At 68.1% G+C, this 26,404-nt stretch carries 28 protein-coding genes and 1 pseudogene; 5 read left to right on the top strand and 24 right to left on the bottom strand.

The window, feature by feature from the left end; all coding sequences use genetic code 11:
* Positions 1-125: 125 nt before the first annotated feature.
* Positions 126-650, bottom strand: a pseudogene (locus tag DA69_RS15075) (HAD family hydrolase); the annotation flags it as partial.
* 112 nt (positions 651-762) lie between these two features.
* Positions 763-1,278, bottom strand: a complete 516-nt coding sequence (locus DA69_RS08495) for a hypothetical protein (RefSeq protein WP_029972661.1) — start codon at positions 1,276-1,278, stop codon at positions 763-765.
* 199 nt (positions 1,279-1,477) lie between these two features.
* On the opposite strand from DA69_RS08495, the gene DA69_RS08500 reads away from it, so the two are divergent.
* Entirely contained in the window at positions 1,478-2,401 is a 924-nt protein-coding gene (locus tag DA69_RS08500) for an Hsp33 family molecular chaperone (RefSeq protein WP_025978169.1), read from the top strand.
* Between the two features lie 51 nt (positions 2,402-2,452).
* Here the strand turns inward: DA69_RS08500 and phoB are convergent, their stop codons facing one another.
* From phoB to DA69_RS08530, 6 genes are all read right to left on the bottom strand, one after another.
* The gene (gene phoB, locus DA69_RS08505; RefSeq protein WP_025978168.1) at positions 2,453-3,142 is read right to left on the bottom strand and encodes a phosphate regulon transcriptional regulator PhoB; all 690 of its coding nucleotides are present in this window, start codon (positions 3,140-3,142) and stop codon (positions 2,453-2,455) included.
* A gap of 44 nt (positions 3,143-3,186) precedes the next feature.
* Positions 3,187-3,933, bottom strand: coding sequence for a phosphate signaling complex protein PhoU (gene phoU / locus DA69_RS08510; protein ID WP_025978167.1), 747 nt, complete (start codon positions 3,931-3,933; stop codon positions 3,187-3,189).
* 10 nt (positions 3,934-3,943) lie between these two features.
* Positions 3,944-4,813 (bottom strand): phosphate ABC transporter ATP-binding protein PstB, encoded by an 870-nt coding sequence (pstB, locus tag DA69_RS08515; protein ID WP_025978166.1) that lies wholly within the window; start codon positions 4,811-4,813, stop codon positions 3,944-3,946.
* Between the two features lie 5 nt (positions 4,814-4,818).
* Positions 4,819-6,114: a phosphate ABC transporter permease PstA gene (pstA, locus tag DA69_RS08520; RefSeq protein WP_025978165.1), complete on the bottom strand. Its 1,296-nt coding sequence runs from the start codon at positions 6,112-6,114 to the stop codon at positions 4,819-4,821.
* Entirely contained in the window at positions 6,107-7,537 is a 1,431-nt protein-coding gene (gene pstC / locus DA69_RS08525) for a phosphate ABC transporter permease subunit PstC (protein WP_025978164.1), read from the bottom strand. The genes pstA and pstC overlap by 8 nt, the downstream gene beginning before the upstream one ends.
* 181 nt (positions 7,538-7,718) lie before the next feature.
* Positions 7,719-9,038 (bottom strand): sensor histidine kinase, encoded by a 1,320-nt coding sequence (locus DA69_RS08530; protein WP_082891472.1) that lies wholly within the window; start codon positions 9,036-9,038, stop codon positions 7,719-7,721.
* 232 nt (positions 9,039-9,270) lie between these two features.
* Between DA69_RS08530 and DA69_RS08535 the strand changes: the two genes are divergently transcribed.
* Entirely contained in the window at positions 9,271-11,613 is a 2,343-nt protein-coding gene (locus tag DA69_RS08535) for an ATP-binding protein (RefSeq protein ID WP_064108283.1), read from the top strand.
* Between the two features lie 28 nt (positions 11,614-11,641).
* Here DA69_RS08535 and DA69_RS08540 read toward each other — a convergent pair whose 3' ends face one another.
* Positions 11,642-11,851, bottom strand: a complete 210-nt coding sequence (locus DA69_RS08540; RefSeq protein ID WP_025978307.1) for a hypothetical protein — start codon at positions 11,849-11,851, stop codon at positions 11,642-11,644.
* Positions 11,852-11,880: 29 nt separating this feature from the next.
* Complete coding sequence (gene aceA / locus DA69_RS08545) at positions 11,881-13,158, bottom strand: isocitrate lyase (protein ID WP_025978308.1); 1,278 nt, start codon at positions 13,156-13,158, stop codon at positions 11,881-11,883.
* A gap of 155 nt (positions 13,159-13,313) precedes the next feature.
* On the opposite strand from aceA, the gene DA69_RS08550 reads away from it, so the two are divergent.
* Complete coding sequence (locus DA69_RS08550; RefSeq protein WP_025978309.1) at positions 13,314-14,744, top strand: helix-turn-helix domain-containing protein; 1,431 nt, start codon at positions 13,314-13,316, stop codon at positions 14,742-14,744.
* 167 nt (positions 14,745-14,911) lie between these two features.
* Here DA69_RS08550 and DA69_RS08555 read toward each other — a convergent pair whose 3' ends face one another.
* The 3 genes from DA69_RS08555 to DA69_RS08565 form a co-directional block, all read right to left on the bottom strand.
* Entirely contained in the window at positions 14,912-15,745 is an 834-nt protein-coding gene (locus tag DA69_RS08555; RefSeq protein ID WP_167349649.1) for a universal stress protein, read from the bottom strand.
* A 79-nt stretch (positions 15,746-15,824) separates the two neighbouring features.
* The gene (locus DA69_RS08560) at positions 15,825-17,261 is read right to left on the bottom strand and encodes a hypothetical protein (RefSeq protein WP_025978311.1); all 1,437 of its coding nucleotides are present in this window, start codon (positions 17,259-17,261) and stop codon (positions 15,825-15,827) included.
* A gap of 136 nt (positions 17,262-17,397) precedes the next feature.
* On the bottom strand, positions 17,398-18,381 hold the full coding sequence (locus DA69_RS08565) for a helix-turn-helix transcriptional regulator (RefSeq protein ID WP_025978312.1): 984 nt from the start codon (positions 18,379-18,381) through the stop codon (positions 17,398-17,400).
* 93 nt (positions 18,382-18,474) lie between these two features.
* Between DA69_RS08565 and DA69_RS08570 the strand changes: the two genes are divergently transcribed.
* Positions 18,475-18,714, top strand: coding sequence for a hypothetical protein (locus DA69_RS08570; RefSeq protein ID WP_025978313.1), 240 nt, complete (start codon positions 18,475-18,477; stop codon positions 18,712-18,714).
* A gap of 13 nt (positions 18,715-18,727) precedes the next feature.
* On the opposite strand, the gene DA69_RS08575 is transcribed toward DA69_RS08570, so the two are convergent.
* Genes DA69_RS08575 through DA69_RS08585 form a run of 3 tightly spaced genes read right to left on the bottom strand, consistent with a single transcriptional unit; the run spans position 18,728 to position 21,035 of the window.
* Entirely contained in the window at positions 18,728-20,194 is a 1,467-nt protein-coding gene (locus tag DA69_RS08575; protein WP_025978314.1) for an amidohydrolase family protein, read from the bottom strand.
* Between the two features lie 39 nt (positions 20,195-20,233).
* The gene (locus DA69_RS08580) at positions 20,234-20,650 is read right to left on the bottom strand and encodes a DUF1801 domain-containing protein (RefSeq protein ID WP_025978315.1); all 417 of its coding nucleotides are present in this window, start codon (positions 20,648-20,650) and stop codon (positions 20,234-20,236) included.
* A gap of 13 nt (positions 20,651-20,663) precedes the next feature.
* Entirely contained in the window at positions 20,664-21,035 is a 372-nt protein-coding gene (locus tag DA69_RS08585; RefSeq protein WP_025978316.1) for a cupin domain-containing protein, read from the bottom strand.
* Between the two features lie 137 nt (positions 21,036-21,172).
* Between DA69_RS08585 and DA69_RS08590 the strand changes: the two genes are divergently transcribed.
* Entirely contained in the window at positions 21,173-21,796 is a 624-nt protein-coding gene (locus tag DA69_RS08590) for a hypothetical protein (protein WP_025978317.1), read from the top strand.
* Positions 21,797-21,837: 41 nt separating this feature from the next.
* On the opposite strand, the gene DA69_RS08595 is transcribed toward DA69_RS08590, so the two are convergent.
* The 8 genes from DA69_RS08595 to DA69_RS08630 form a co-directional block, all read right to left on the bottom strand.
* On the bottom strand, positions 21,838-23,256 hold the full coding sequence (locus DA69_RS08595) for an NAD(P)(+) transhydrogenase (Re/Si-specific) subunit beta (RefSeq protein ID WP_025978318.1): 1,419 nt from the start codon (positions 23,254-23,256) through the stop codon (positions 21,838-21,840).
* Positions 23,257-23,282: 26 nt separating this feature from the next.
* A complete protein-coding gene (locus tag DA69_RS08600) occupies positions 23,283-23,657 on the bottom strand; it encodes a hypothetical protein (protein WP_025978319.1) in 375 nt (124 codons plus the stop codon).
* Between the two features lie 21 nt (positions 23,658-23,678).
* The gene (locus tag DA69_RS08605; RefSeq protein ID WP_024353335.1) at positions 23,679-23,960 is read right to left on the bottom strand and encodes a hypothetical protein; all 282 of its coding nucleotides are present in this window, start codon (positions 23,958-23,960) and stop codon (positions 23,679-23,681) included.
* The gene (locus tag DA69_RS08610; protein ID WP_145915912.1) at positions 23,957-24,235 is read right to left on the bottom strand and encodes a hypothetical protein; all 279 of its coding nucleotides are present in this window, start codon (positions 24,233-24,235) and stop codon (positions 23,957-23,959) included. Before DA69_RS08610 ends, DA69_RS08605 begins: the two co-directional genes overlap by 4 nt.
* Positions 24,236-24,255: 20 nt before the next feature.
* Positions 24,256-24,573 (bottom strand): NAD(P) transhydrogenase subunit alpha, encoded by a 318-nt coding sequence (locus tag DA69_RS08615; protein WP_025978321.1) that lies wholly within the window; start codon positions 24,571-24,573, stop codon positions 24,256-24,258.
* A 2-nt stretch (positions 24,574-24,575) separates the two neighbouring features.
* The gene (locus DA69_RS08620) at positions 24,576-24,809 is read right to left on the bottom strand and encodes a hypothetical protein (RefSeq protein WP_025978322.1); all 234 of its coding nucleotides are present in this window, start codon (positions 24,807-24,809) and stop codon (positions 24,576-24,578) included.
* Entirely contained in the window at positions 24,806-25,939 is a 1,134-nt protein-coding gene (locus tag DA69_RS08625) for a Re/Si-specific NAD(P)(+) transhydrogenase subunit alpha (RefSeq protein ID WP_025978323.1), read from the bottom strand. Before DA69_RS08625 ends, DA69_RS08620 begins: the two co-directional genes overlap by 4 nt.
* Before the next feature lie 219 nt (positions 25,940-26,158).
* Positions 26,159-26,404, bottom strand: a complete 246-nt coding sequence (locus tag DA69_RS08630) for an aa3-type cytochrome c oxidase subunit IV (protein WP_025978324.1) — start codon at positions 26,402-26,404, stop codon at positions 26,159-26,161.

The following is a 26,404-nucleotide window of genomic DNA, read 5'->3' on the forward strand; positions in this document are numbered from 1 at the left end:
TAGAGCACCTCGTCCAGCGAGGAGGCGACGGCGTCGGCGGCCTCGACCACCTTGGCGCGGCTGACGATCTCGGTGAAGGCGTAGAAGCGGTCGGCCGCGCCCTGAATCTTGACCTCGGCGTCGGTCCAGCCGTCGCCGACCATGACAACCGGACCTTCCAGCTGGAGCGCGCGGATGACCTCGGGCTTGCCGTTCTCGCGCGACAGGGGGTTGGCCGTATCCACGCCCGTCACCCGGTCTTCGTCGTCATAGATCAGGTCGTTGGCCAGCACATGGTCGGCGGCCACGCCCAGCCGCTCGGCCAGGGGCGCGATCACCTCGCGGAAACCGCCGGACAGGATGTAGATGCGCTCGGCGTTGCGCTGGAAGAAGTCGACGTTACGGCGGATGGAGACCGTCGCCTCGTCCAGAATCCGATCGGTCAGGGCCTCGACGTGTTCACGACGCAGAGCCAGCAGATCCAGTCGCTGCTTCAGCGCCTCGCCAAAGCCGATGCGGCCGTTCATGGCGTCGTCGGTCAAGGCGGCGATCCGGGCCTTGCGCTCGGCGGCGTCCGGGGCGTCCTTGAGCGCCAGGTCGGCCAGAGCCTCCAGCGTCTCGATGCGAACCAGGGTGGAATCGAAGTCGAAGATGAAGACAGGCGAGATCATGCGCGGGCTCTAGCCCCTCTTCGCATCCGCAGCAATAAAAAGGGGCACCGCAGCGCCCCTTTCCGCATGATTTTTCCACCTAACGGTGAAAGCCGGCTTAGCCGCTCTCGCGTCACCCCTTGCGACGGCTTTCCAGCGCGGCCGCGCCGATCACGGCGGCGATAGTGGCGACGGCCAGAAGGGCGCCGCCCTCCTTGGCGTAGTCGCGGGCGAAGTCGCCGGCGTCTTCGGCGTAGCGGCGCGCCTGCTTGGTGTAGCGGCGCATCGGGCGGCGCGACTTCTTCTTGGCCAGGCGATACCATTGGTCGGCCCGTTCGCGAGCCTCAGCGCCAAAGCGGCCGGCCCGTTCATGGGCGTGGCCGCCCATGTCGGCGGCGCGATGGTTCAAATCATCAGCCCCGTGGCGCACGCCGCGCGCGATGTCGTCGAAGCGATGACGCAGGGCCTCGGCGTCGAACCAGCCGCGCGGGTCGATGCGGGTCTTGATCCGCTCATAGCGCGTCGGGCCGTTGCGCTGATTCAGCAAGATCGTCGCCAGACCCACGCCCGCCAGCACAGCCACTACGCCCGCCACGATCCCAGGGTGTTTGCGGACCTCGTCCACGACGTTGAACTCATGATCCATCATGTCAGACCTCATGTAGGCGGATGGGAAGGGAAGGGCTTTTTCAGCTAAGGGAGCGAGCTTCAGCACAAAGAGTTCCATGGTCCCGGTCAAGCCTGACGAACCGCGCCGGCGCGTGGCGTGAGCGACACGCCCTCCCCTTACCAAGCGGCCTTGGCCTCCCTATGTTGCGCCGCTTCCGACAGTTTGCAGGATTTTCGCCGTGACCGATCACGCGCCCGACGCCCCCATCGCCGCCCCCACGGACGACTTCGCCGCCGCCTTCCAGATCGAAGGCTGGCCGGTGCGCGGCCGCCTGGTCCGCCTGGGCGAGGCGATCGACAAGGTGCTGTCGGCCCACGCCTATCCGGAACCGGTCGCCGCCCTGCTGGGCGAGGCCTGCGTGCTGGCGGCCATCGTCGGCTCGGCGCTGAAGTTCGACGGCCGCCTGATCGTTCAGGCCCAGGGCGACGGCCCGGTGCGCTATGTCGTGGCCGACTACGGCACCGACGGGCATCTGCGCGGCTTCTGCCGCTTCGATCCTGAAGAAGTGGCCAAGGCCGCCGAAGGCTTCGCACGTCCGGGCGCCAAGACCCTGTTGGGCGGCGGCGTCTTCATCATGACGGTGGATCGCGGCGCCGACTTTGAACGCACCCAAGGCGTAACCCCCATCGAGGGCGAAAGCCTGTCGCTGTGCGCCGAACACTATTTCTCCCAGTCCGAGCAGGTGCCGACCAAGGTGCGCCTGGCCGTCGGCGAGGTCGAGACGGACCAGGGCCGATCCTGGCGCGCCGGCGGGGCGATGATCCAGGTCATCGCCGGCGACGAGTCGCGCGGCTCGACCGAGGAGGTGTGGGAGCGCACCCGCGCCCTGTTCGCCACCCTGGGCGACGACGAGCTGATCGACCCGACCATCAGCGCCGAGACCCTGCTGTATCGCTTGTTCCACGAGGACGGCGTGCGGCTGGAAGGCGCCAAGGCGCTGGCCGCGGTCTGCCGCTGCTCGAAGGACCGTATCGCCACCGTGCTGCAATCCTTCCCGACGGAAGAACGCGCCGAGATGGTCGAGGACGACGGCAAGATCCGCGTGACGTGCGAATATTGCTCGGCCGTTTATGACATCGACCCGGAAGAGATCACCGGCTGACGGAAGCGCCACGCCTCTCCCTCTCCGTCCCGGGGAGGAAGAGGGCTCGGGTCAGTTATTCAGATCCAGCGAATAGCCCGCCGAGCGTACGGTGCGGATCGGGTTGACCGTGCCTTCGACGTTCAGCGCCTTGCGCAGGCGGCCGACGTGGACGTCCACCGTGCGGGCCTCGACATAGACGTCCGAGCCCCAGACCGCATCCAGAAGCTGCTCACGGCTGAACACCCGGCCCGGATGTTTCAGGAAGTGATCCAAAAGGCGGAACTCCGTCGGCCCCAGGTGCACCTCGCGACCCGCACGGCTGACGCGGTGGGCGACGCGGTCCATGATGATGTCGGCGTGGTTAACCCGGTCGTCGGCCAGGCCCGGGCGGATGCGACGCAGCACGGCGCGGATGCGCGCGGTCAGCTCCGTCATCGAGAAGGGCTTGGTCATATAGTCGTCGGCGCCGGTGTCCAGGCCGCGCACGCGGTCCGTCTCCTCGCCGCGCGCGGTCAGCATGATGATCGGCAGGTTGCGCGTCTCGGCCCGGCCGCGGATGCGGCGGCAGACCTCGATGCCCGACAGCTTGGGCAGCATCCAATCCAGCAGGATCAGGTCGGGGGTGCGCTCCTCGACCTGCAGCATCCCCTCCTCGCCGTCCGAGGCGACGGCCACGTCATAGCCTTCCTTCTCCAGATTATACTGAAGCAGGGTGGCCAGGGCGTCCTCGTCTTCCATCACCAGGATATAGGGTTGCACGTCAGCCTCTCCGGTTCGTCGAAGTCGTCAGCGATGTAGGGGGATCAGTCGTCCGCCGCGTCGGGAGACGCAGACAGATGCGGGGTCGGCGTCGGTTCTTCGCCGGGGCCGGGCACGGCCTTGGGCCGTTCGCCCAGCATTTCCTCGCCGGTGATCTCATAGTGGACCGTCTCGGCGATATTGGTCGCGTGGTCGCCGATCCGCTCCAGGTTCTTGGCCATGAACAGCAGGTGGGTGCAGGCCGTGATCGTGCGCGGGTCGCCCATCATGTAGGTGAGCAGTTCGCGGAACAGGGCGTTGTAGTGCTCGTCCACCTCGTCGTCGGTCTGCCAGACCGACAGGGCGCGCTCGATCTCCGAGGCCGTATAGGCGTCCAGCACGTCGCGCAGGCGGTTCGACACCAGCCGCCCCATCCGCTCGATGGAGCGGGTCAGCGGCTGCATCGGCTCGGCCTCGGCCAGGATCAGCGCCCGCTTGGCGATGTTCTTGGCCAGATCGCCGGTCCGCTCCAGGTCCGAGGCCAGCTTCATCGCCCCCAGCGTGCGGCGCAGGTCGCTGGCGACCGGCTGACGCAGGGCGATCAGGCGGATCGCCTTCTTCTCGATGTCGCGATGCAGGGCGTCCAGGCGGCTGTCGCGCTCGACCACCGCCCTGGCCAACGCCACGTCGCGGCGGGCGACGGATTCGATGGCGTCCGCCACCTGGGCCTCGGCCAGGCCGCCCATGCGGACCACCTCGGCCGTTAGCTGGTTCAGTTCGTCGCCGTAAGCCTTGACCGTATGCTGGTTCATCGTGGCGTCCTCAGCCGAAGCGGCCGGTGATGTAGTCGAGCGTGCGCCGCTCGCGCGGGTTGGTGAAGATCTCTTCGGTGTCGCCGGTCTCGACCAGCTTGCCCATGTGGAAGAAGGCCGTGCGCTGCGACACGCGGGCCGCCTGGGCCATGGAGTGGGTGACGATGACGATGCAGTAGCGTTCGCGCAGTTCGTCGATCAGTTCCTCGATCTTGGCCGTGGCGATCGGGTCCAGCGCCGAGCAGGGCTCGTCCATCAGGATGACTTCGGGCTCGACCGCGATGGCGCGGGCGATGACCAGGCGCTGCTGCTGACCGCCCGACAGGCCGGTGCCCGGCGAGTGCAGGCGGTCGGCGACCTCGTCCCACAGGCCCGCGCGCTTCAGCGCCTTCTGCACGATCTCGTCCATCTCGGCCTTGGACGAGGCCAGACCATGAATCTTGGGCCCGTAGGCGACGTTTTCATAGATGGTCTTGGGGAAGGGGTTCGGCTTCTGGAACACCATGCCGACCTGGGCGCGCAGCAGCACCGGATCGATCTTGCGGTCATTGATATCGCCGCCGTCCATCTCGATGCGGCCGGTCACGCGGGCGCCAGGGATGGTGTCGTTCATGCGGTTCATCGTCCGCAGGAAGGTCGACTTGCCGCAACCCGACGGCCCGATAAGCGCCGTCACCGTCTTGTCCGGGATGTCCAGCGAGACGTCGAACAGAGCCTGCTTGTCGCCGTAGAAGACGCTGACGTCGCGCGCGGCGATCTTGATGGGCCCCAGCGGCGCCGAGGCGTGGGCGCCGACCGTCGGCGCGGTCGTCAGGGTGGCGGGCTCGGAGGCGCCGCCGTTCGAGGCGCCTTCGGGAGCGCGGAGGATGGGGGACTTCATAGGATTTACCACCGGCGTTCGAAGCGACGGCGCAGCAGGACTGCGGCGGCGTTCATGACGATCATGAAGGCGAGAAGGACAAGGATGGCGGCCGCCGTCCGTTCATGGAAGGCGCGCTCGGAGGCGTTCTCCCAGATGTAGATCAGCGACGGCAGGGCGCCGACGGGCTCGTCGATGGCGTGCGGCACGCCCGGCACGAAACTGATCATGCCGATCAGCAGCAGGGGCGCCGTCTCGCCCAGGGCGTGGGCCATGGAGATGATCGCGCCGGTCATCACGCCGGGCATGGCTAGCGGCAGGACGTGGCCGAACACCGTCTGGGTGCGGCTGGCGCCCATGGCCAGGGCCGCTTCGCGGATCGACGGCGGCACCGCCTTCAGCGACGAACGGGTGGCGATGATGATGGTCGGCAGAGCCATCAGCGCCAGCACCAGACCCCCGACCAGCGGACTGGCCCTGGGCAGGTGCAGGAAGTTGATGAACAGCGCCAGACCCAGCAGGCCGTAGACGATGGACGGCACGGCGGCCAGATTGTTGATGTTGACCTCGATGATCGCCGTGATGCGGTTGCGCGGCGAATATTCCTCCAGCCAGACGGCGGCGCCGACGCCGACCGGAATGGCGATCAGGGCCGTCACCATCAGCATCAGGGCCGAACCGACCACGGCGCCCAGCAGGCCCGCCAGTTCCGGCTGGGTCGAGTCGCCCTTGGTGAACAGGGCGGAGTTGAAGTGGGCGCGGATGGCGCCCGAGGCCTTCATCTTGTCCAGCCAGTCCATCTGCGCATCGGAGACGCGGCGCTGGTCCTCGGGCTGATCGCGGGTGATCTTGCCCTTCAGATACATCTCGGCGTCGTCAGACAGCGGGGCGGCGACGGGCACGGTCTGGCCCAGCAGGCTGGGCTGGCGCGCGATCATCTTGGCGGCCTGGAACTTCAGTTCCGAAGACAGCAGGGCCTTCATAGCCGAGGCTCTGGTCCCCTGATCGTCGTCCTGAACGCCCAGGCGGCGGATCTGCTGCTCGGCGACGATCTGCTCGAAATTGGCGCCCTGCGGATAGGAACGGTCGATCCGCGCCGGATCCATATAGACCGGCAGGGTCACGGTGTGGGCGTAGAAGGCGGTGTAGCCCTGGGTGACGATGCTGCCGAGCAGGATCACCAGGAAGGCAAGCGCCACGCCGATGGCCGCACGGCCGTACCAGCGGAAGCGCGTCTCGCGCGCATAGCGGGCGCGCAGCCGGGCCTTCAGGCGCTGGGTGCGCGGGCTGACGCCGGTCATGGGGGAAGCCGCGTCAGTCATACTGTTCCCGGTAGGCTTGCACGATACGCATGGCGACGATGTTCAGCAGCAGGGTGACGACGAACAGCGTCAGGCCCAGGCCGAAGGCGGCCAGCGTCTTGGGACTGTTGAACTCCTGGTCGCCGGTCAGCAGGGTGACGATCTGGACGGTGACCGTGGTGACCGTCTCCAGCGGGTTCAGGGTCAGATTGGCGGCCAGGCCCGCCGCCATGGTCACGATCATGGTCTCGCCGATGGCGCGCGACACGGCCAGCAGCAGGGCGCCGGCGATGCCCGGCAGGGCGGCGGGCAGAAGCACCTTCTTGACCGTCTCGGACTTGGTGGCGCCCATGGCGTAGGACCCGTCGCGCAGGGACTGCGGCACGGCGTTCAGGATGTCGTCGGACAGGGAGCTGACGAAGGGGATCAGCATGATCCCCATGACCGCCCCCGCCACCAGAGCCATCTGGTTCTGCACCAGCGACAGGTAGACGCCGAGGCCGTTCAACGGCCCGCCGATCAGCAGGTCGCCAATGCCGTTGAAGAAAACGCGCAGAGCCGGTCCCACGGTCAGGGCGGCGAAGAAGCCGTAGACCACGGTCGGCACGCCCGCGAGAACCTCAAGCGCAGGCTTGACCAGGGCGCGGGTCTTACGCCCCGAATACTCCGACAGGTAGACGGCCGAGAACAGGCCGATCGGCGCCGCCACCGCCATCGCGATCAGCATGATCAGGAAGGTGCCTGCGAACAGGGGCACGGCCCCGAAGGCGCCCGACGATCCGACCTGATCGGCGCGAATGGCGATCTGCGGGCTCCACTTGGTCCCGAACAGGAACTCGGTGATCGGCACCATGCTGAAGAAACGCAGCGAATCGATCACCAGCGAGAAGATGATGCCCAGCGTCGTCAGCACCGCCACCGCCGAACAGGCGAACAGGACGCCGGTGATCCAGCCCTCGACCTTGTTGCGCGCGCGCAGGTCCGGGCGGATGCGGGTGAAGACGAACAGGCCGCCCAGCACCGCGGCGATCAGGGCGGCGACGCCCCCGCCCCAGCTCAGGGTCGCGGCGATGCGGTGGGCGCGACGGCCCTCGGCCGGCAGCTCCTCGGCGTAGGGCGCGGGCCAGATCTGGCGCGCCTCCTGCCCCGCCCCGACCAGGCGGGCGTCGGCGAAGAAGGCCTCGCGGCGGAAGGGCTCAAGCTGAGCGACGCTGTCCGGCGCGCCCGCCCGCATCATCTGCTGCTCGATCGAGGTCGAGAAGACCGAGGCGGCGATCAGCATGGCCAGCGCCGGCGCCCCGACCCAGATCAGGGCGTAAAGCCCATGTTGGCCAGGCCGCGAATGCGACTTCGCGCCTCGGCTCCGACGCACGGCCAGCGCCCGCCCGGCCACATAGGCCATGACGACGAAGGCGATCAGCAGCAGCAGGAAAATCCAGATCATCCGGTCCGATCAGCGCAGGAATCGACAAACGCGCCGGGCGCGGTGCGTTTCGGCCGGGAAACTGCCTGCGATACGTCAGCGGATTAAGACGGCTGGATGACAGTTATGTTACGGCGCAGGTCCGTCATGTCGCAGTCCTGTGACGGTGAATCCGCAAACGCCCGGATTTCCTTCGCTTCCGTCAGCTTTCAGAGGTCGGAGCCAGCGGGAAACAGGCCGCAAAGATAGCCCCCTGTCCCGGCGCGCTGTCCACAGACAGGCCGCCTCGGTGGCGAATGATGATGTGCCGGACAATGGCCAGGCCCAGGCCCGTGCCCTGACGATCGCCGCTTTTCTGTCCCTCGACACGATAGAAGCGCTCGGTCAGGCGCGGCAGATGCTCGCGCGCCATCCCTGGCCCGTGATCGCGTACGGTGACCACGGCGTAGCGCTGCCCGGCCTCGCGGTCCGGCGTGGCCAGCGACAGGCGGTTGCCCTCGGCCATCCGGCTCGACATGGCCTCGTCCAGCGTGCGGTCGATCTCGATGCCGACCTCTATGGTTCCGCCCGCGCTGGAGTACTTAAGGGCGTTGTCGATCAGGTTCTGCACCACCTGGGCGATCTCGTCCCGGTCGCCGGTCACGGCGGAGCCGCCGTGCGGCAGTTCCGCCTTGATCGTCACTTGGCGCTCGCGCGAGATGACGCTGACCGCATCGACCACGTCAGCCGTCGCCCGCGCCAGATTGACCCGGCCCAGCGGCGCGATGTGTTCGTTCAGTTCGATCCGGCTCAGCGACAGCAGGTCGGCCACCAGACGCCGCATCCGGTCGGCCTGCACCGCCATGATGTCGAGGAATTTGTCGCGCGCCTTGGGGTCGTCCTTGGCGTGGCCCTTCAGCGTCTCGATGAAGCCTGACAGCGAGGCCAGAGGGGTCCGCAATTCGTGGCTGGCGTTGGCCAGGAAGTCTACGCGCATCTTCTCCATGCGCCGCACGTCGGTCTCGTCGCGCAGGGCCAGCAGGGCCAGGGCGCCGCCGCCCCAGTCGTTCGCCTCGCGCGCGGGAAGCGGCCGGATCAGGGCGCGCCAGTGCCGTTCCTGAGCGCCGCCGCCGACATATTCCACCGCCCCCGCCACACCCTCGAACAGGGCGTCATCCACCGCTTCCAGAACGCGCGGCTCGCGGATCACCGAGACCAGCAGCCCCGCGCCGGTCCCGCCCAGCCGAAACAGTTCGCGCGCCGCAGCATTGGCCAGGGCGATGCGGCGCCCGGCGATATCGTCCGCCTCGCCGCCGCTGATGATGAACAGAGGATCGTCCAGCGCTTCGAACACATCGCCCAGCAAAGCCGCGTCCGGCCCCAGGTCCACGGCGCCGCCGTCCAGCTCGGAAATATCCACCGGCGCCGGGGGCGTCCGGTTGACCAGCCAGGTCGCCAGAATCACCGCCGCCGCGCCCGCCGCCAGCCAACCGGCCAATTCCGGCTTCATCACCGCCAGCACCGCCATGACCAGGACCGCCACGCCGCCGCTGGCGCCCGCCGTCCAGAGCCGGGACGTCGCCGTAGGGGCTACGGGTGATAGCGGATGCTCATAAGGCATGGTGATCGACGTTATCTCATTCTTCAGCAGACCGACGTTAGGATGCTGGACTTGGGGGCGCCGAGTCGCACGACGTCAAACGACACTAACGGCGTTTCTTCACGGATTTACGGCGGATTTTTCAACAGTTTTCGGAGCAAGCGGAACACAGGCCATGAGGACCGTCATCAGTTGCCTCGTCAATGATCACGACTGGCGCCTGCTCCCGGTCGCCATACTGGTCTGCCTGTTCAGTCTGGCGACCGCCTTCGTGCTGGCCGACCGGGCGCGTCGCGTGGCGCGGCGCTCGCGCCTGCCCTACATGGCGGCGGCGGCGCTGGTGGGCGGCCTGGGAGTGTGGAGCACCCATTTCATCGCCATGCAGGCTTATGACGCCGGCGTGCCGGTGCGCTACGACCCGGCCGAAACGCTGTTGTCGCTGGCCGTCATCATCCTGGCTCTGGGCGCCAGCATCAGCCTGGGTTTCGCAGCCCTGGGTTCGCGCCACCGTTCAATCTTCACCTTGGGACGCCGCGCGCCGGGCGGCCTCCTTCCAGCGGTGACCGCAGGTTTCGGCGTCGCCGCCATGCATTTCGTGGGCATGGACGCCGTGCGCCTGTCCGGCGCCGTCATTGTCTGGAACCTGCCTCTGGCGATAGCGGCCGTCGCCGGCGGGGTCGCCATTTTCGCCTCCATCGCCTTCCTGCCCTCATGGCGCGACTGGCGGGCGCTGGCGGGCGGAACCGGCATTGCGGCGCTGGGCGTCTGCTGGCTGCATTTCGTCGGCATGAGCGCAGCCGCCGTCACCCCGGCGCCCGGCGTGCTGCTGCCCGAAGCCGCCGCCTCGGCCCGGCTCATCGGCCTGTGGACGATGATCGGCGTCGGCCTGACGGTGCTGATCGCCGCCTTCCTGACCGGCATGATGTGGTGGTCGCGCCGCAGCGTGCTGGGGCAGGTGCTGGAGGCGATTCACGCCATGCCCGACGGTCTGGGCGTCTATGACGCCGACGACCGGCTGCAAATCTGGAACCAGCGGTATCTGGATATCAGCCCGCATCTAACCAGCGCGTTGAAAGTCGGCGTCTCGTTTGAAGAACTTCTCGACATCGGCCTGAAGGCGGGCGTCTATCCCGAGGCTGTCGGCCGCGAACGCGCCTGGGCCGCCGAACGACTGGCCCAACGCCGCAATCCACAGGGCCCGCGCGAGCTTCAGGTCGGCGATCGATGGCTGCGCGTCCAGGACCGTCGCACCACCGGCGGCGGCCTGGTCACCGTCTGTTCGGACATCACCGACATGATCCGCAGCGCCGAAGCCCTGGCGGAGGCGCGCGACGCCGCCGAAACCGCCAACCGCGCCAAGAGCCGCTTCCTGGCCAATATGAGCCACGAGATCCGCACGCCCCTTAACGGCGTCATCGGCGTGGCCCAGGCGCTGGCGCGAACGGAACTGAGCGCCGCCCAGCATGAGATGCTGGACCTGGTCCAGTCGTCCAGCCGCACCCTGCAGACCCTGCTCAGCGACATTCTGGACCTGGCCCGGATCGAGTCCGGACGGCTGGACCTGAAGGAGGAAGCCTTTGATCTGGCCCGCGTCGTCGAAGAAGCCGCCCTGCTCTACGCCGCCGCCGCGCGCGACAAGGGCCTGCAGTTCATCGTCGAGGTGGCGCCCGAAGCCCGCGCCTGGGTCATGGGAGACCCCGTTCGACTGAAACAGGTGCTGACCAATCTGGTCTCCAATGCGGTCAAATTCACAACCTCCGGCTTCGTCAGCCTGACCGTCGACGCCGCCCCGGCGCAGGGGCCTCAGACCCTGCGCTTCGTCGTGCAGGACACCGGCATCGGCTTTGACGCTCCAACTCGCGATCGCCTGTTCAACCGCTTTGAACAGGCCGACGGGGACATCACCCGCCATTATGGCGGGTCCGGCCTGGGGCTGGCGATTTCCCGCGATCTGGCGGCCATGATGGGCGGCGACCTGGACTGCGAGAGCGAACCGGGCGCGGGCGCCGCCTTCATCCTGACCCTGCCGTGGCGCGAGGTCGCCGCGCCCGATACCGCCGCGCCCGCCTCCCTGCCGCAGGCCTGCGAGCCGCAGGCTTGCGACCCGGCCCCGCGCCGCCTGCGCATCCTCGCCGCCGATGATCACCCCACAAACCGCAGGGTGGTCGAACTGATCCTCGACCCGTCCCTCGTCGACCTGGTCTCCGTCGAGAACGGCGCCGAAGCGGTCGAGACCTATAGGGCCCAGACCTTCGATCTGGTGCTGATGGACATGCAGATGCCCGTCATGGACGGCGTGACCGCCGTGCGTGAAATCCGCCTGCATGAGGCGGTCCTTGGCCTTACGCCCACGCCCATCGTCATGCTGACGGCCAACGCCTTGCCGGAACATCTGGAGCAGGCTCTGGTCGCCGGCGCCGACCGGCATATGGCCAAGCCGTTCAGCGTCGAGACGCTGCTTTCCACTGTCGCCGAGCTGACCGCGCAAACGCCTCAGGCCGCGGAAGCCGCGGCCTGAGATCGCCTACAGTCAATGGCGACAGCCCCTATTCGTAGCCGTGCGCCGCTTCATTGATGACCTGGCTGGGCATAGACGAGAAATCCACGCTCAGCGGCCGGGCGGCCTTGGACTGGAACGTCCTGATGACGTGCTCCAGACGGCGGCGCGCCTCTCGCTCGCCCTCGCCTGATCCGTCGAGCCCCAGCGGGGCCAGACAGAAGTCGATGATGGCCTGTGGTCTGGTCAACGGTTCCATAGGGTTTCCTTTCCTGTGAAGTCTGGAACTCAGGCGGCGTGAAACTGGGCGGTTTCGGTGGAGTCCTTCAGGGCCGTGGTCGAGGACTGGCCGGAAGAGATGACCGTGGCGACGTCGTCGAAATAGCCGGTGCCGACCTCGCGCTGGTGGCGCGTGGCGGTGTAGCCGGTCGCCTCATTGGCGAACTCGCGCTGTTGCAGCTCCGAATAGGCCGCCATGCCGCGATCGCGATAGCCGCTGGCCAGCTCGAACATCCCGTTGTTCAGGCTGTGGAAGCCCGCCAGGGTGACGAACTGGAACTTGTATCCCATGGCCCCCAGTTCGCGCTGGAACTTGGCGATGGTGTCCTTGTCCAGCTTGGCTTCCCAATTAAACGAGGGCGAGCAGTTGTAGGCCATCAGCTTGCCCGGATGCTCCTTCTGGATCGCCTCGGCGAACGTCTTGGCGTCGTCCAGATCGGGGTGCGAAGTCTCCCACCACAGCAGGTCGGCGTATTTGGCGTAGGACAGGCCGCGCGCGATGCAGTGGTCCAGACCCGTGCCTGGCTTCAGGCGATAGAAGCCCTCGGGCGTGCGGTTCTCGCGGTCGATGAAGGGATGGTCCCGCTCGTCGATGTCCGACGTGATCAGTTGGGCCGACTCGGCGTCGGTGCGAGCCACCGTCAGGGTCGGCGTGCCGCAGACGTCGGCCGCCAGACGCGCCGCGATCAGGTTGCGCTCGTGCGCCTGGGTCGGGATCAGCACCTTGCCGCCCAGGTGACCGCACTTCTTCTCGCTGGCCAGTTGGTCCTCGAAATGGACGCCCGCGGCGCCCGCCTCGATGAAGGCCTTCATGATCTCAAAGCTGTTCAGCGGCCCGCCGAAACCGGCCTCGGCGTCGGCGACGATGGGGGCGAACCATTCACGCCTGGCGCCGCCCTCAGCGTGCTCGATCTGGTCGGCGCGCTGCAGGGTGCGGTTGATGCGGCGGCACAGTTCCGGCGCGGCGTTGGCCGGATACAGCGACTGGTCCGGGTACATGGCCCCGGCCGTATTGGCGTCGGCCGCGACCTGCCAGCCCGACAGATAGATGGCCTTCAGGCCCGCGCGGACCATCTGCATCGCCTGGTTGCCGGTCACAGCGCCCAGGGCGTTGATGTAGGGCTCGCTGTGCAGCAGCTCCCACAAACGGTTGGCGCCGCGTTCGGCCAGCGTATGGGTGACCGGCACCGAGCCGCGCAGACGCAGAACGTCCTCCGGCGAGTAAGGGCGCTCAATGCCGTCGAAACGGCCCGCGGGCGAAGGAACCAGATCGGCGAAGGTCGTCATGTTCGTCTCGGTCTCGATAAGGCGCGGCCGCAGCCGCTGTCTCAAAGAGCTAAACACGCCGTCGTCACGAATGACACACCACCAGTCGCGAGATTCAAGTCAACCAGTCACATCATGACCCTTGCAACGAAGTCATGATGTGACATGATCGCGCCATGAGCGCCGCCGCTGATCGCAAGCTGTTCCTGGGCGGCCGCCTCAAGCGGCTGCGGCGCGACCTTGGCCTGTCGCAGACAGCGATGGCGGCGGACCTGGGCGTCTCGCCCTCCTATCTGAACCATATCGAGCGCAACCAGCGCCCCGTCTCGGCCCAGTTGCTGCTGCGTCTGGCCGAAACCTACGACGTCGACCTGCGCAACCTCGGCCAGTCCGGCGGCCCGGCGTCGGAGGCGGAACTGTCCGAAGTCTTCGCCGATCCCCTGTTTCAGGGGCTAGCCGTGCCGCGTCACGAGATCATGCAACTGGCCGAGGATCAGCCCGCCGCCGCCGACGCCATCCTGCGCCTCTATCGCGCCTTCTCCGACCGCCGCGTGCGCGACCGGGCCGAGACCGAGGCCGGCGGCGGCGCGGCTCCGACCGACAGCCCGTCCGAATGGGTGCGCGAATACGTCCAGGCCCGCCACAACCACTTTCCCGAGCTCGACGCCCTGGGCGAGGCCCTGCACGAGGCCCTGCGCGCCGAGGCCCCCGGCCCCGACGAAGGCTTTGAAGGTCTGGCCCGCGCGCGCCTGTTCGCGCGCCACGGCCTGACGGTCCGCACCCTGCCCGCCGAGGTCATGGTCGAGTGGACCCGCCGCTTCGACCCGCACCGGGGGCGGCTGCTGCTGTCCGACGCGCTGGGCCCGTCGTCGCGCGCCTTCGCCGTCGCCAATCAACTGGCCTTGATGGAGCACGGCGCCGAACTTCAGGCCCTGACCGAGGCGGCGAACGCTCCCGACGCCCCGACGCGCAACCTGCTCAAGGCCTCGCTGACCAACACCCTGGCCGCCGCCGTGCTGATGCCCTACGGCGCCTTCCAGCGCGCGGCCGAGGAAACCGGCTATGACCTGTCCCGGCTGCAGGCCCGCTTCGGCGTCGGTTTCGAGCAGGCGGCGCACCGGCTGACCACCCTGTCGCGGCCGACGGCGCGCGGCGTGCCCTTCTTCCTGATGCGGGTGGATCAGGCGGGGAACGTGTCCAAGCGATACGCCTCGGGCGCCTTTCCCTTCTCGCGCTTCGGCGGCGCCTGCCCGCGCTGGCGGCTGCACTCGGCCTTCCGAACGCCGGGCCGCATCGTCACCCAGATCATCGAGACGCCGGACGGCGGTCGCTGGTTCACCCTGGCCCGCACCGTGGATCGTCAGGGCCAGGACGCCTTCACCGAGGGCCACGACCTGGCCATCGGCCTGGGCTGCGAACTGAAACACGCCCACCGCCTGATCTATGCGCGCGGTCTGGACCTTCAGAAGCCGGAGGTCACGCCCATCGGACCGGCCTGCCGCCTGTGCGAACGCCACCCCTGCGCCGAACGCGCCGCGCCGCCGGTGGGGCGGGCGCTGACGGTCGACGACTGGTCGAAGTCGGTGAGCCCGTATCCGTTCGCATAATTTTCCTTCTCCCCTTGTGGGAGAAGGTGGTCCGCGAGGACCGGATGAGGGGTGTCGATGGGGCGGCTGGCCGTTTCTACGAGACGAGCATCAACGGCCGATGCAGGCGCAAACACCCCTCATCCGTCGGCCTGCGGCCGCCACCTTCTCCCACAAGGGGAGAAGGATTAGTGCGCCAGCATCAACGCCACGGGCGCTTCGGTCAGCAGGGTCTGCGTCACCCCGCCGAAGATCCATTGCCGCATCCGCGCATGGCCCCAGGCCCCGGCCACGATCAGCCCGGCGCCCATTTCCTCGGCGCAGTCGATCAGGCGTCGTCCGCCCGAGCGGTCGTCGTGGGCGCGGGCGTCGGGCTCGGCGGCGACGCCATGTCCCGCCAGCCACCGGACGACGTCCTGCGTCCTGATCCGCGCGCCGTCGATATCCTCAGGGTCGCACAGTTCGACCACCCGCACGCTGTCGGCGCGCTTCAGCAGCGGCAGGGCCGCCTGCGCCGCCAGTCGGCTCTCGCGCGTGTCGGTCCAGGCCAGCAGCGCCGGAGCATCCACTATCGATCGGATCGGACTGGGCGGCAGCACCACGACCGGCCGGCCGGCTCGCATGGCCAGATCCGCCGGATGCGGCGCACGCCACGCGCTGACCCCGCCCGCATCGCGCCCGACCAGGGCCGCATCCGCCGCCCGCAGGTGGCGCAGCATCAGACCCGTGGGATCGCCCACATCGCCCCGCCATTCGCCTTCGATCCCCGCCGCCTCGACGGCGGCGCGGAAACGCTGCTCGGCCGATTTCAGCGTGGTTTCGTTGCGCGCCTGCTGGGCCGCCATCACCTCGCCCAGCAGTATGCCCGCGCCATAGGCGTCCGCCACGGGCGTCTCCGGTGCGCAAGCGGACACCCCGATCAGTCGGGCCCCGTGCGCGCCGGCGAGGGCGCAGGCCTCGATCAGGCGAGCGGGGTTGTCGGCTTCGTCATCGACGTACACGATCAGACTGGTCCAGGGCATGGCGGCCTCCTGTTTCAGGACACGCCCCATCAACGCACAAACCGCCGTTCCGCGCCTTGAGCCTGATCAATTCGTCCCCTCAGGTCGTCAGAACGATCCGCCCGCCTTCAACCCGATGCGGCACGCCCGCGCGGCCGAACAGATCGGCGATCTCGGCTGCGGGATCGGCCGCCCCCTGATCCAGCATCCGCCCGATGTCGGCCGCCAGCGTCGGATCGCCCGACACCCGCGTCAGGGCGTTCAGCCATTCGGCGCGGGACAACACGCCATCCCCGCGGTTGGCGTCCAGCAGGGGCCGCAGGAAGCCGAACCAGTCGCCGCCGTCGCGCCGCTTCTGCGCCCCCTCGGCCATCATGGCGAAGACGGCGCCGCAGGCGTAATAGGCGCGGTGCTCGCCCCGCTCCGCCGCTCCGGCCACGCCGCGCCCTTGGCTCAGGGTCACGCAGTCGTCGACCTCTTCCTGCAACGCCTTGCGGTCGTCATAGGCCGGGTCCAGCGCCTTCAGCGCCCGCACCGCCATCAGGTCGGCCCCGCCCTCAGTGATCCACGCGTCGCGGGCGAATTCATAGCGCACCGCCTGCCCCAGCCAGAAGTGGGCGCTCTCATGGGCGATGAACCAACGGGACACCGTCTCCATCTCCGCCGTCGGACGGGTCACGCCCGTCCCCTCGAACGACATGACGATCAGGCCGGGCAGGACGCTGCCGCCCATGCTGGTCATCCGCTCGGTCGGGCCGTTCCACGACACCATGACGACCGGCTTGTCGCCGCCCGCGCCCGGGCGCCCCAGCCGCTGCATGTAGAACTGGCCCACGCGCGGGGCGAAGTCGCGGATCTTCTCGCCGATCCACGGCGGCAGGTTCGGGTCCATGACCGTGGTCAGCCCTTCGCCCGGGGTCACCCGCGCCTGACCCAGCAGAACATAGGACCGCTCGCCCGTCGTCGTCAGTTCGGCGTGACGCTCGCCGTTGAACAGCACCGGCCCGTCCAGGTCGCGCCAGGTCACGCGCGAGGGTCCGCCATCCAGATTGACCCCGTTCAGATCGGCCGGAACCGCCGCCGCCGCCTCGGGCGAGCCCAGGGCGAAGACGTCCATCTGCCGTGTCGGCAAGGCCACCGCCCCGTCCGAAAAGACGAGAGTCTTGTACTCCGCCTCCAGCTCGACCGCCTGAGGCGTGACGCTGAAACGGACATGGCGCGGCACGGGGCCGCCGTTTGCGCTGCGGATGATGTCGTAGTGGCCGCGCCGCTCCATCACCACGCCGGGCGTCTCGACCGTCCACTGGCGCGGCCGCCACGGCTCGCGAACCTCGTCGATCAGGGCCGAGTCCATGAAGGCCCAGACCACGGCGTCGCGGTTGAAGTGGTAGTCGACCGTCAGCCGCCCGTCGGCCCGCGTCACCGTCACCTGCGGCGCCGCCTCGACGTTCCATGGGCCGGGCGCGGGCGCGGCGGCGCAGGCGGTCAGCAGGAGGGCGGCTGCGACAGCCCCCGTGGCCAGGATTTTCAGACGCACGCACGGCTCCCGTTCTGCATGTTCACTCTCCCGACCCTCTCGCCATCACTCTTCGTCATCCTCGGCTTGACCCGAGGGTGACGGGTGAAAGCTAGAGGCCAAGCCTTACGCCCGTCACCTTACGCTTTGCTCAGCTTTACGCCCGTTCGAGGGCGCGGCCCGCCGCCGCCAGCGCTTCGCCCATCACCGCCTTCAGCCGATCCGGCCCCACGATCGTCGCCTGCTCGCCCCAGGTGAACAGGTGCCAGGCCAGTTCGCGCATCCCCGAGGCGCGGAACCGCACCACGACCGATCCGTCGGCCTGATCCTCGATCGTCTGGGTCGGGTGCCAGCGCCAGCCGCGCGCCTCGGCGGCGCCCTCGGGCGAGATGCGCAGGGCCACCTCTTCGATCTCGTCCTGATAGATGCCGAAGGACTGGCTGGCGAAGGCGCCCAGGTCGAAGTCCGCGGGCGGCCGCGCCGTGCCCTCGCCCGCCTCGACCGCGCTCATTCGGTCCAGGCGGAAGGTCTGGATGCGCCCGCTTTCGCGATCCGCCGCCACCAGATAGTTGGCGCGCCCGAACATCAGGCCGCAGGGCGTCATGGTGCGGGTGCGCGCCTCAGCGCCGGGCCGGGCGTAGATGAAGTTCAGCGGCCGCTCGGCCAGCACCGCGCCGCGAATCTCGGCCAGCACCGTCTCGTCGGCGCTGGGGCGCGGCCCGGCCTGGACGGCGATGGTCTCGGCCCGGACCAGAGCCTCCAGATCCGGCGCCATGCGGTTCAATGTGGTCGAGCGCATCGCCGCCTTCACCTTGCGCTCCAAGCTTTCCAGCGCCGCCGCCCGCGCGGGTTCGCCCGCGGCGCGCAGGGCGGCCGCCGCCTTGGTCAGCTCCAGCATCTCGGTCGCCGTCGGCGCCTGTTCAAAAGCCGAAAGCCCGCCGCGGATGCGCCAGCGCTTGGTCGGCGGGTCGGACACCTCCTCGACTTGGGGGAACAGCATCAGCACGGCGTCGCGCATCCGCTCGGCCGTGCGGCGCCCGACGTTCAGCTGGGCCGCCATTTCATTCAGCGTCAGCCCCTCCGCGCTGGCCGCCATGCCCCGCGCCAGGTCGATGACCATCGCCGCCTTGTCGTGCCGCAAGAAACTTCTCCACAGCGATACGTCCGAAACTGGCGCAATGCTGTCGCATCCTCTCATCATCAGCAAGAGGCATTCGCTTCAGGAGATCACGACATGGCCTTCGCCCGCACCCCGACCGTTCAAAAGCCCGCCAAGAAGACCTTCGCCGACCGCTACATGATCGTGCCGTGCGAAACGGAGAGCGACCTGGCCGTCATCTGGGACCGTCAGGAGGAACAGGTCGTCGACGTGATCAGCGCCTCGACCAGCCGCTACACCAACGAAGACGCCTTGTGGGACGAGTTCCACACTCCGCCCTTCAACGCCCGCTCAGACTGGCGCATGGCGGCCTGAGCGCCAGCTCCGATCAGGACGCCGGCGATGGCGTGAAGCTGGCGTTGCGCGCCGCGACCCGAGCGCGGATTTCGGCCCGCATCCGCTCCAGTTCGGCCGCATCGATCAGGCGGCCGCGCAGCACCACGGCCTCGGCGCCCCGGGTGGCGCTGACGTCCTTCAGGGGATCGGCGTCCAGCACCAGCAGGTCGGCCGACTTGCCCGCCGCCACCGCGCCGTAGCGCTCGCCCTGGTTCAGGAAGCGCGGCCCGTCCACGACCGAGCCCATCAAGGCCTCGCGCGGCGTCAGGCCCAGCTTGACGTACAGCTCCAGCTCGTCGTGCAGCGAGAAGCCCGGATAGTTGAACGAGTTGAGGAAGCCCGCGTCCGTTCCGGTCAGGATGGTCACGCCCGCGTCGCGCAGCATGGGCAGGGTGCGCGCGGTCACGTCCTTGACGAAGTGGCGATCCTCGACCTGCTGCGGCGTGGCCTGGGCGGCGCGCTGGATGCGCCAGTCATAGGTCGCCCGGATGCCCGGCCCGACATAGGCCAGACCCTCGTCTTGCGAGTGGTCGTCCAGATCCAGATTGGCCAGGGTGGTCGAGCCGTAGAGGGTCGGCGACACCGCCGTGCCCAGCTCCCTCAGCCGCGCATAGACGCGCCGCGCCGTCTCCACGTCGAAGGTGTCGGCGTAGCGCCGCATGGTCTGGGCGTAGGTGTATTTGCCCGCCAGATAGTCGGCCGCGATGGCCGCCTCATCGCACGAGCCCGCCTTCATGGCGTAGTCGAGATGCTCGATCGACGACAGGCCCGCCTCGGCGGCCTCCAGCACGGTGATGCTGGCGGGAATGTGGGCCGAGGTCTTCATGCCCCGCTTCTTCGCCTCGCGCACGGCGTAGAGGAAAAGCTCGGGCGTCAGGGTGTTGTCGGTGATCTTGACGAAGTCGACGCGCAGGGCCTGGAGCCGGTCGAGCGCCGCGTCCACATCCGCCTCGCTGCCCGTCTCGATCACGCCCTTCCAGACGGGGGCGACGCCCTCGATCTTGGGCCCAGAAGTGAAGATCCGCGGGGCGTCGGCCGTCGGCGGCGCGTCGCGCCAGTCCAGCACCTGCTGCGCCAGATCGCCCGCCGCGTCGCGCACCGCCACCACGCCGTTGATGACGAACAGCGGCATCAGTTCGGCGTTCTCTTCGATCAGAGGCTCGCCGCCGCCGAAGTGGACGTGCATGTCCCACAGGCCCGGCATGACGTAGCGGTCGCCCAGATCCAGCGTCCGCACGGCCTGATAACGGCCCGCCTCGCCCTCAGGGCCCACAGCCACGATATCGCCGCCGCGCACGGCCACCAGCTGATCCGGCGTCGTCGTCCCCTTCTCGACGTCAACCACCGTGGCCGAAGTCAGCAGCAGGTCGACCGGCTGTACCGGCGTTTGGGCGGCGGCCAGCGGCGCCAGGGCGCAGGCGGACAGCAGGGCGGAGGCGGCGATCAGAAAGGTGCGCATGAATCCGCTATAGGCCCTTCGCTCGCTCGGGCAAGCCAATCAGGGATAGCGGCGTTTCATCTCTTCGAAAGACCATTCGCACAGCGCCCGCAGCGCCTCCATGTCCACCTGATCCAGCCGCTTGATATACAGGCAAGAGACGCTGGTCGTGTGCGGCCCCAGCCGGTCCAGAAGCGCCGCCTGCGTCTGAAATCCCGGCATGATGTAGAGTGTCAGCGCCGCCTTGCGCGGAGAAAAGCCGATGCGCGGCCAATCCGCCGGCTTGTTCGTGCCGTTGACGTAGGTGTAGCGGCCGAAACCGACGATGGACGGCCCCCACATCACCGGCGCATCCCCGGTGACCGCCTGCATCAGGGCGCAGACCGTGCGGGCCTCCTCGCGTCGCCGCGCGGGCTCGACCGACGCCAGGAAATCCTCGACCGAGGCGTCGGTGGGCTTGGTCTTAGGTTCGCTCATTCCTGCCTCCGCTTCAGGACAGGCCGACACCCTGCACCGGTCCGATCCGCCCCGCCAGACACCATCCGCCGATCGCCCGCGTCCGAATCCAACCGCCTTCAGGAACCGTGAGCCAGCGGCCCGATCCGGCCGTCAGAGTTTCCAACCGCACGCCCGCCTCCGTCGCCAGCTCGACCTCCAGGGCCGCCCCCATATAGACGGTCCAAAGCTCCTCGGCTTCCACCGCGCGCCAGTCGTGCGAAGCCTCGGGCGTCAGCAGGCGATAGGCGCTGACCACGCCGCAAGGCTCCGCGCCGCCCGCAGCCGCCATCGCACGCTCCCAGACGCCGTCGTCCAAGGCTTGCAGGCCCAGATTGCCGATGACTTCCTCGACCGTGAAATCCACGCCTCTTCGCCCGCCCCCAATGTTCGCCAGCAGCGCTAGATGGCGCCGTTCGACCCCCTGGCCAATGCCTGTGCGCGCCAGACACATTTCGGCCGCAGAACGTCGTTTTCATGATCCACCACTCGGGGGAATTTGAAATGTTGACGGCTCTGATGTCCCTGGCGATCGCCCAGGCCGATCCCGGCGCAGCTGCTGACACATGCGTCCATGACCGCGCCGCGCTTCTGGCGCTGTCGCCTGCGGACTTTGATCAGGATCTGGACGGCGGCTGGCGCCCTCTTGGCGAAAAGCCGGAGTGCGCCGAAATCGCCGCCGACCTGCTGGCCGATTATCGGAAGACGCGCTGGGGCGAACTGACCCCAGGCGAACTCCACACCAACTATTGGCACGAGGGACAGCTGCGCGCGGGGCTGGGCCAGACGCAGGCGGCGACACGGCTGATGATGGCCGGGGTGAACCCGGACATGGCCCGCAGCGGCTTTGCCGACTATGCGCTGGGGACCATCGCCTTCCTGCATCAGGACCGCGCCGGCCTGCTCGCCGCCAGAGAGCGGCTGGCCGCCCTGCCCAAACCGCCCGATTTTGACGACGCCGCCCGGCGCTTCAAAGCCCAGTACGGGTTGGAGTTGAAGTGGCCTGCCAATCTCGGGGTGCTGGACGGCTTCATCGCCTGTTTTGGCCGCCCCTATAATGAGGCCTATGGCGCCTGCCCCGCCGACGACGACCCGCCGCCTGCATCATCGTCTGAACAGCCGCGATAGGCGGAGCAGGCGGCGCCGATCGCGATGATGCGGACGCGAGCTCAGAGCGCCTTGACGATCCCCTCGACCATCTTCTTGGCGTCGGCGAACAGCATCATGGTGTTGTCGCGGAAGAAGAGCTCGTTCTCCACGCCTGCATAGCCGCTGCCCATCGAGCGCTTGATGAACAGGACCGTGCCCGCCTTCTCCACGTCCAGAACCGGCATGCCGTAGATGGGCGACTGGGGGTCGGTCTTGGCCGCCGGATTGGTCACGTCGTTGGCGCCGATGACGAAGGCGACGTCGGCAGAGGCGAATTCGCTGTTGATGTCCTCCAGCTCGAACACCTCGTCATAGGGGACGTTGGCCTCGGCCAGCAGGACGTTCATATGTCCCGGCATCCGGCCCGCGACGGGATGGATGGCGTATTTCACCTCGACGCCTTCTTCCTTCAGGGTGTCGGCCATCTCGCGAAGGGCGTGCTGGGCCTGGGCCACCGCCATGCCGTAGCCGGGCACGATGATGACCTTGGAGGCGTTCTTCAGGATGAAGGCGGCGTCCTCGGCCGAGCCCTGCTTGACCGGCCGCGTCTCGACCGCCCCGCCGCCCGCCGCCGCGCCCGCCTCGGCGCCGAAGCCGCCCAGGATGACGCTGATGAAGCTGCGGTTCATGCCCTTGCACATGATGTAGCTGAGGATCGCGCCCGACGACCCGACCAGGGCGCCGGTGATGATCAGGGCGATGTTCTCCAGCGTGAAGCCCAGGGCGGCCGCCGCCCAGCCGGAGTAGGAGTTCAGCATGGACACCACCACCGGCATGTCGGCCCCGCCGATGGGGATGATCAGGGTCGCGCCCAGGATCAGGGCGATGGCGAACACGCCCCAGAAGGCCCAGACCGCCGTGCCGCCCGTCCCGATCAGAATGCCGATCAGGAAGACCAGGGCCAGAGCCAGGGCGATATTGATCAGGTGCCGCGCGGGCAGAAGGATCGGCGCCCCGCTCATCCGCCCATCCAGCTTGGCGAAGGCGATGACCGAGCCGGTGAAGGTGACGGCCCCGATGGCCACGCCCAGGCTCAGCTCGACGATCGACAGAGTCTTGATCCCGCCGCTGGCGGTGACGATGCCGAAGGCGTCGGGCGCATAAACGGCACCGACCGCCACCAGACAGGCCGCCAGGCCGACGAGGGAGTGGAAGGCGGCGACCAGCTGCGGCATGGCCGTCATCGGCACGCGGTTGGCGATCACCGCCCCCGCCCCGCCGCCGACCACGACCCCGCCCGCGATCAGGGCCAAGGTGAGCGGGTCCAGCGCGCCCGATGTCCCCAGCGTCAGCAGGGTGACGCCGACGGCCAGGGCCATGCCGACCATGCCCAGCGTATTGCCCCGTCGGCTGGTCTCGGGGCTGGATAGACCCCTGAGAGAGAGGATGAACAGAACCCCCGCCGCCAGATAGGCCAGCGCCGCGATGGATGCGTTCATCCCCCTCCCCCTCTTTCAATCCTGAATCAGAAAACGTTGACGATGGCGGGCGCGCCGCCGTTTGTGCCCGCAGCCTTGGCTTCGCCGTCCTTGACCACCGCCAGGCCGACGGGGCCTTCGCCGCCGGTCTTGGTCACCTTGCAGCGACCGTTGTCGCCGGGCAGGCGACCGGCCATCCGGCCCGAGCCGGTGTGATTGATGCGGTTCATGTGAATCCCCCGGATCGTGACCGGGGTGAAGCCGCACTCCAGCGCCCAGCTGGCGCGCTGAGGCGCGACGACCGACCAGTGCAGGCCCGCATAGGGGTTCTTGCCCACTTCGCGGTCCGACTGAGCCGAGGCGGCGCCGGCGGCGGCGACAGCGGCGGACAGGACCAAGGCGGAAATCAGGGAAGCTTTCATCACGCGATACTCTTCGTTGGGTTAGCGTTTGACGGATTGAGTGCGCGACAGACGCCACAGCGCCGCCGCGATGAAAAGAGGGCCCAGCAGCATCATCGCCCAGTCGAAGACCGTCATCTCGCGATCCTGAATGATGATGCGCGTCAGCACGGCGGCGAACACCATGACCACGCCGCAGTCCTGGAACCGCAGCCGCCCGATGGGATCCTTGATCCGCACCCAGCTCACGATCCACAGCGCCACGCCCAGACCCGTGACGGCCCAAGAGGCGTAGAAGGCCAACAGATAGGGGGACAAACTCACGAGGCGGCCTCAGTATTATCCGGCCGCTTCAGTCGTGCACGGACAATGCGCACGCCGTTCCAGACGACCAATCCCGCAAAAATGAGCGAGCCGACCACCACCGCCCAATCATCCTGCGTGGCGGCCCGCCAGAGAAACAGGCTGGCGACGCCGGGATAGAAGGTCAGCGCCAAGGCCAGTTCGATCCGGCGACGCGCATCGACCGACAACCTGCCCCCAAACATGGCTGCGCCCAGAATGAGCAACACGCCCCCGGCGAGGAGCAGGGTCAGCATGCCGGCGCTCAGGCTCGTCATCAGCGACGTTCCTTCTTCTTGTACATGGCCAGCATCCGGCGCGTGACCATGAAGCCGCCGAAGATGTTGACGCTGGCCAGCGTCACGGCGGCCACGCCCGCGCCCTTGGCGATCCAGGCGTTCGGCCCGCCCGCCTGGGCGCTCATCGCCGCCGCTGCGATCAGGCCGCCGACGATGATGACGCTGGAAATGGCGTTGGTGACGGCCATCAGGGGCGTATGCAAGGCCGGCGTCACGCTCCAGACGACGTAGTAGCCGACGAAGATCGACAGGACGAAGATCGCCAGGCGAAAGACGGTGGGATCGACGTGTTCCATAGCTAGACACTCTGCTCCATGCGCGCGTCGATGCTGATGAGAACCCTCAACAATCCGCCGCCCAACACGCTTCCGAAGAAGATGGACGCCAAGCTGGCAATCGCTCTGCCCAGCGCCTGAGGCCCGTCAACTTCCGGGAGCCCAATCACGCCGGCGGCAATACAAAAAAGAGGGCCGCCGAAAATCACAATCACGGAGAGCACTGAGAGCACGCTTCGTAGGCGAGCAGAAATCATCCCCTCACTCCTTCATGCACCACGGCGCCGCCGTGGGTGACGACGGCGGCCTTAAGGATTTCCTCCTCCAGATCGACCGTCAGGGCGCCGTCCTTGATCATCAACCCCAGGAAGGCCACCAGGTTGCGGGCGTAAAGGGCGCTGGCGTCCGCCGCGATGCGGCCGGGCAGATTGGTCCAGCCCACGATCTTCACGCCGTTGGCCGTAGTAACCACCTCGTTCGGCCTGGAGCCCTCGACGTTACCGCCCGCCTCGACCGCCAGGTCGATGATGACCGAGCCCGGCTTCATCGACGCGACGTGCGCCGCCGTCACCAGCTTGGGCGCCGGGCGGCCGGGGATCAGGGCCGTGGTGATCACCACGTCCTGCTTGACGATATGGGCGGCGGTCAGATCGGCCTGCTTGGCCTGATATTCGGCGGACATGGCCTTGGCGTAGCCGCCCACCGTCTCGGCCGCCTTGAACTCTTCATCCTCCACGGCGACGAATTTGGCGCCCAGGCTCTCGACCTGCTCCTTGGCGGCGGGGCGCACGTCGGTGGCCGTGACGACCGCGCCCAGACGCCGCGCGGTGGCGATGGCCTGAAGTCCCGCGACCCCCGCCCCCATGACGAAGGTCTTGGCGGCGGCCACCGTCCCGGCGGCCGTCATCATCATGGGGAAGCCCTTGCCATAGGCGTAGGCCGCCTCGATCACCGCCCGGTATCCAGCCAGGTTGGCTTGGGACGACAGCACGTCCATGACCTGGGCGCGGGTGATGCGAGGCACGAACTCCATCGCGAAGGCGGTGGCCTGAGCGCCCCTCAACGCCTCAACCGTCGCCTTGTCGCGCCAGGCGTCCAGCAGGCTGATGACCACCGCGCCGGGTTTCAGGGCGCTGATCTCGGACGCGGTGGGCCCGCGCACCTTCAGCAGCACGTCAGCCCCGGCCAATACCGCCGACAGGTCGGGCTTCACGCTGGCGCCCGCGTCGGCGTAATCGGTGTCGGGAATGGAGGAGCCCAAGCCCGTCCCGGCCTCCACGCTGACTGCGGCCCCCAGGGCGATAAGCTTCTTCACCGTCTCCGGCGTTGCAGCGCAGCGCGTTTCGCCTTCACGGCGTTCGCGGGTGACGGCGATGGCGACGGCCAAGCGAATCCCTCCCACTCCCCAGGGTCGAACCGACGTTAGGCCGAAGCCGAAGCGGGCGTCAAAGGCGCGTCTGCGAGGGAGAGCGATTTTCTTGCCGCCTAGGCCACCCGTTCGGCCCACGTCGGAAGTTTCGACCACCCAAGCCGCCTAGCACGCAAGCAAAAAGCCCGCCGGACGCGCCGACGGGCCTTTCAATCACTTCCGTCCGGGAAACCGGGCTTAGTGGGTCTTCTTGCTCTTCAGCATGAAGAAGCCGACGACCGACACCACCACCGAGACGATAAAGGCCGGGAAGAAGCCAGCGCCCACGCCGAACCACACCGTCAGGAACAGGATCACCACCGCCGTGGCCAGCGAGACCCACTTGGTCAGGCCCAGGAACAGAGCCCAGGTCCAGGCCTGTTCCGAGATGTTCATTTCCCCGTGGACGTGGGGGGCGGTCGCTTCAGCGTGCTGGTCGGCCAT

It is taken from the genome of Brevundimonas naejangsanensis (genome assembly GCF_000635915.2).
GTDB classification, from domain to species: Bacteria; Pseudomonadota; Alphaproteobacteria; order Caulobacterales; family Caulobacteraceae; genus Brevundimonas; species Brevundimonas sanguinis.

Coding starts and splice junctions, on each gene's coding strand:
- DA69_RS08580 (WP_025978315.1), bottom strand. CDS start 20,650: ATGAGCGAACCTAAGACCAAGCCCACCGACGCCTCGGTCGAGGATTTC.
- DA69_RS08595 (WP_025978318.1), bottom strand. CDS start 23,256: ATGAACGCATCCATCGCGGCGCTGGCCTATCTGGCGGCGGGGGTTCTG.
- pstB (WP_025978166.1), bottom strand. CDS start 4,813: ATGAAGTCCCCCATCCTCCGCGCTCCCGAAGGCGCCTCGAACGGCGGC.
- DA69_RS08540 (WP_025978307.1), bottom strand. CDS start 11,851: ATGGAACCGTTGACCAGACCACAGGCCATCATCGACTTCTGTCTGGCC.
- DA69_RS08575 (WP_025978314.1), bottom strand. CDS start 20,194: ATGCGCACCTTTCTGATCGCCGCCTCCGCCCTGCTGTCCGCCTGCGCC.
- DA69_RS08550 (WP_025978309.1), top strand. CDS start 13,314: ATGAGCGCCGCCGCTGATCGCAAGCTGTTCCTGGGCGGCCGCCTCAAG.
- DA69_RS08535 (WP_064108283.1), top strand. CDS start 9,271: ATGAGGACCGTCATCAGTTGCCTCGTCAATGATCACGACTGGCGCCTG.
- phoU (WP_025978167.1), bottom strand. CDS start 3,933: ATGAACCAGCATACGGTCAAGGCTTACGGCGACGAACTGAACCAGCTA.
- DA69_RS08590 (WP_025978317.1), top strand. CDS start 21,173: ATGTTGACGGCTCTGATGTCCCTGGCGATCGCCCAGGCCGATCCCGGC.
- DA69_RS08570 (WP_025978313.1), top strand. CDS start 18,475: ATGGCCTTCGCCCGCACCCCGACCGTTCAAAAGCCCGCCAAGAAGACC.
- DA69_RS08610 (WP_145915912.1), bottom strand. CDS start 24,235: ATGCTGACCCTGCTCCTCGCCGGGGGCGTGTTGCTCATTCTGGGCGCA.
- DA69_RS08620 (WP_025978322.1), bottom strand. CDS start 24,809: ATGATTTCTGCTCGCCTACGAAGCGTGCTCTCAGTGCTCTCCGTGATT.
- DA69_RS08615 (WP_025978321.1), bottom strand. CDS start 24,573: ATGGAACACGTCGATCCCACCGTCTTTCGCCTGGCGATCTTCGTCCTG.
- pstA (WP_025978165.1), bottom strand. CDS start 6,114: ATGACTGACGCGGCTTCCCCCATGACCGGCGTCAGCCCGCGCACCCAG.
- DA69_RS08495 (WP_029972661.1), bottom strand. CDS start 1,278: ATGATGGATCATGAGTTCAACGTCGTGGACGAGGTCCGCAAACACCCT.
- DA69_RS08600 (WP_025978319.1), bottom strand. CDS start 23,657: ATGAAAGCTTCCCTGATTTCCGCCTTGGTCCTGTCCGCCGCTGTCGCC.
- pstC (WP_025978164.1), bottom strand. CDS start 7,537: ATGATCTGGATTTTCCTGCTGCTGCTGATCGCCTTCGTCGTCATGGCC.
- aceA (WP_025978308.1), bottom strand. CDS start 13,158: ATGACGACCTTCGCCGATCTGGTTCCTTCGCCCGCGGGCCGTTTCGAC.
- DA69_RS08630 (WP_025978324.1), bottom strand. CDS start 26,404: ATGGCCGACCAGCACGCTGAAGCGACCGCCCCCCACGTCCACGGGGAA.
- DA69_RS08555 (WP_167349649.1), bottom strand. CDS start 15,745: ATGCCCTGGACCAGTCTGATCGTGTACGTCGATGACGAAGCCGACAAC.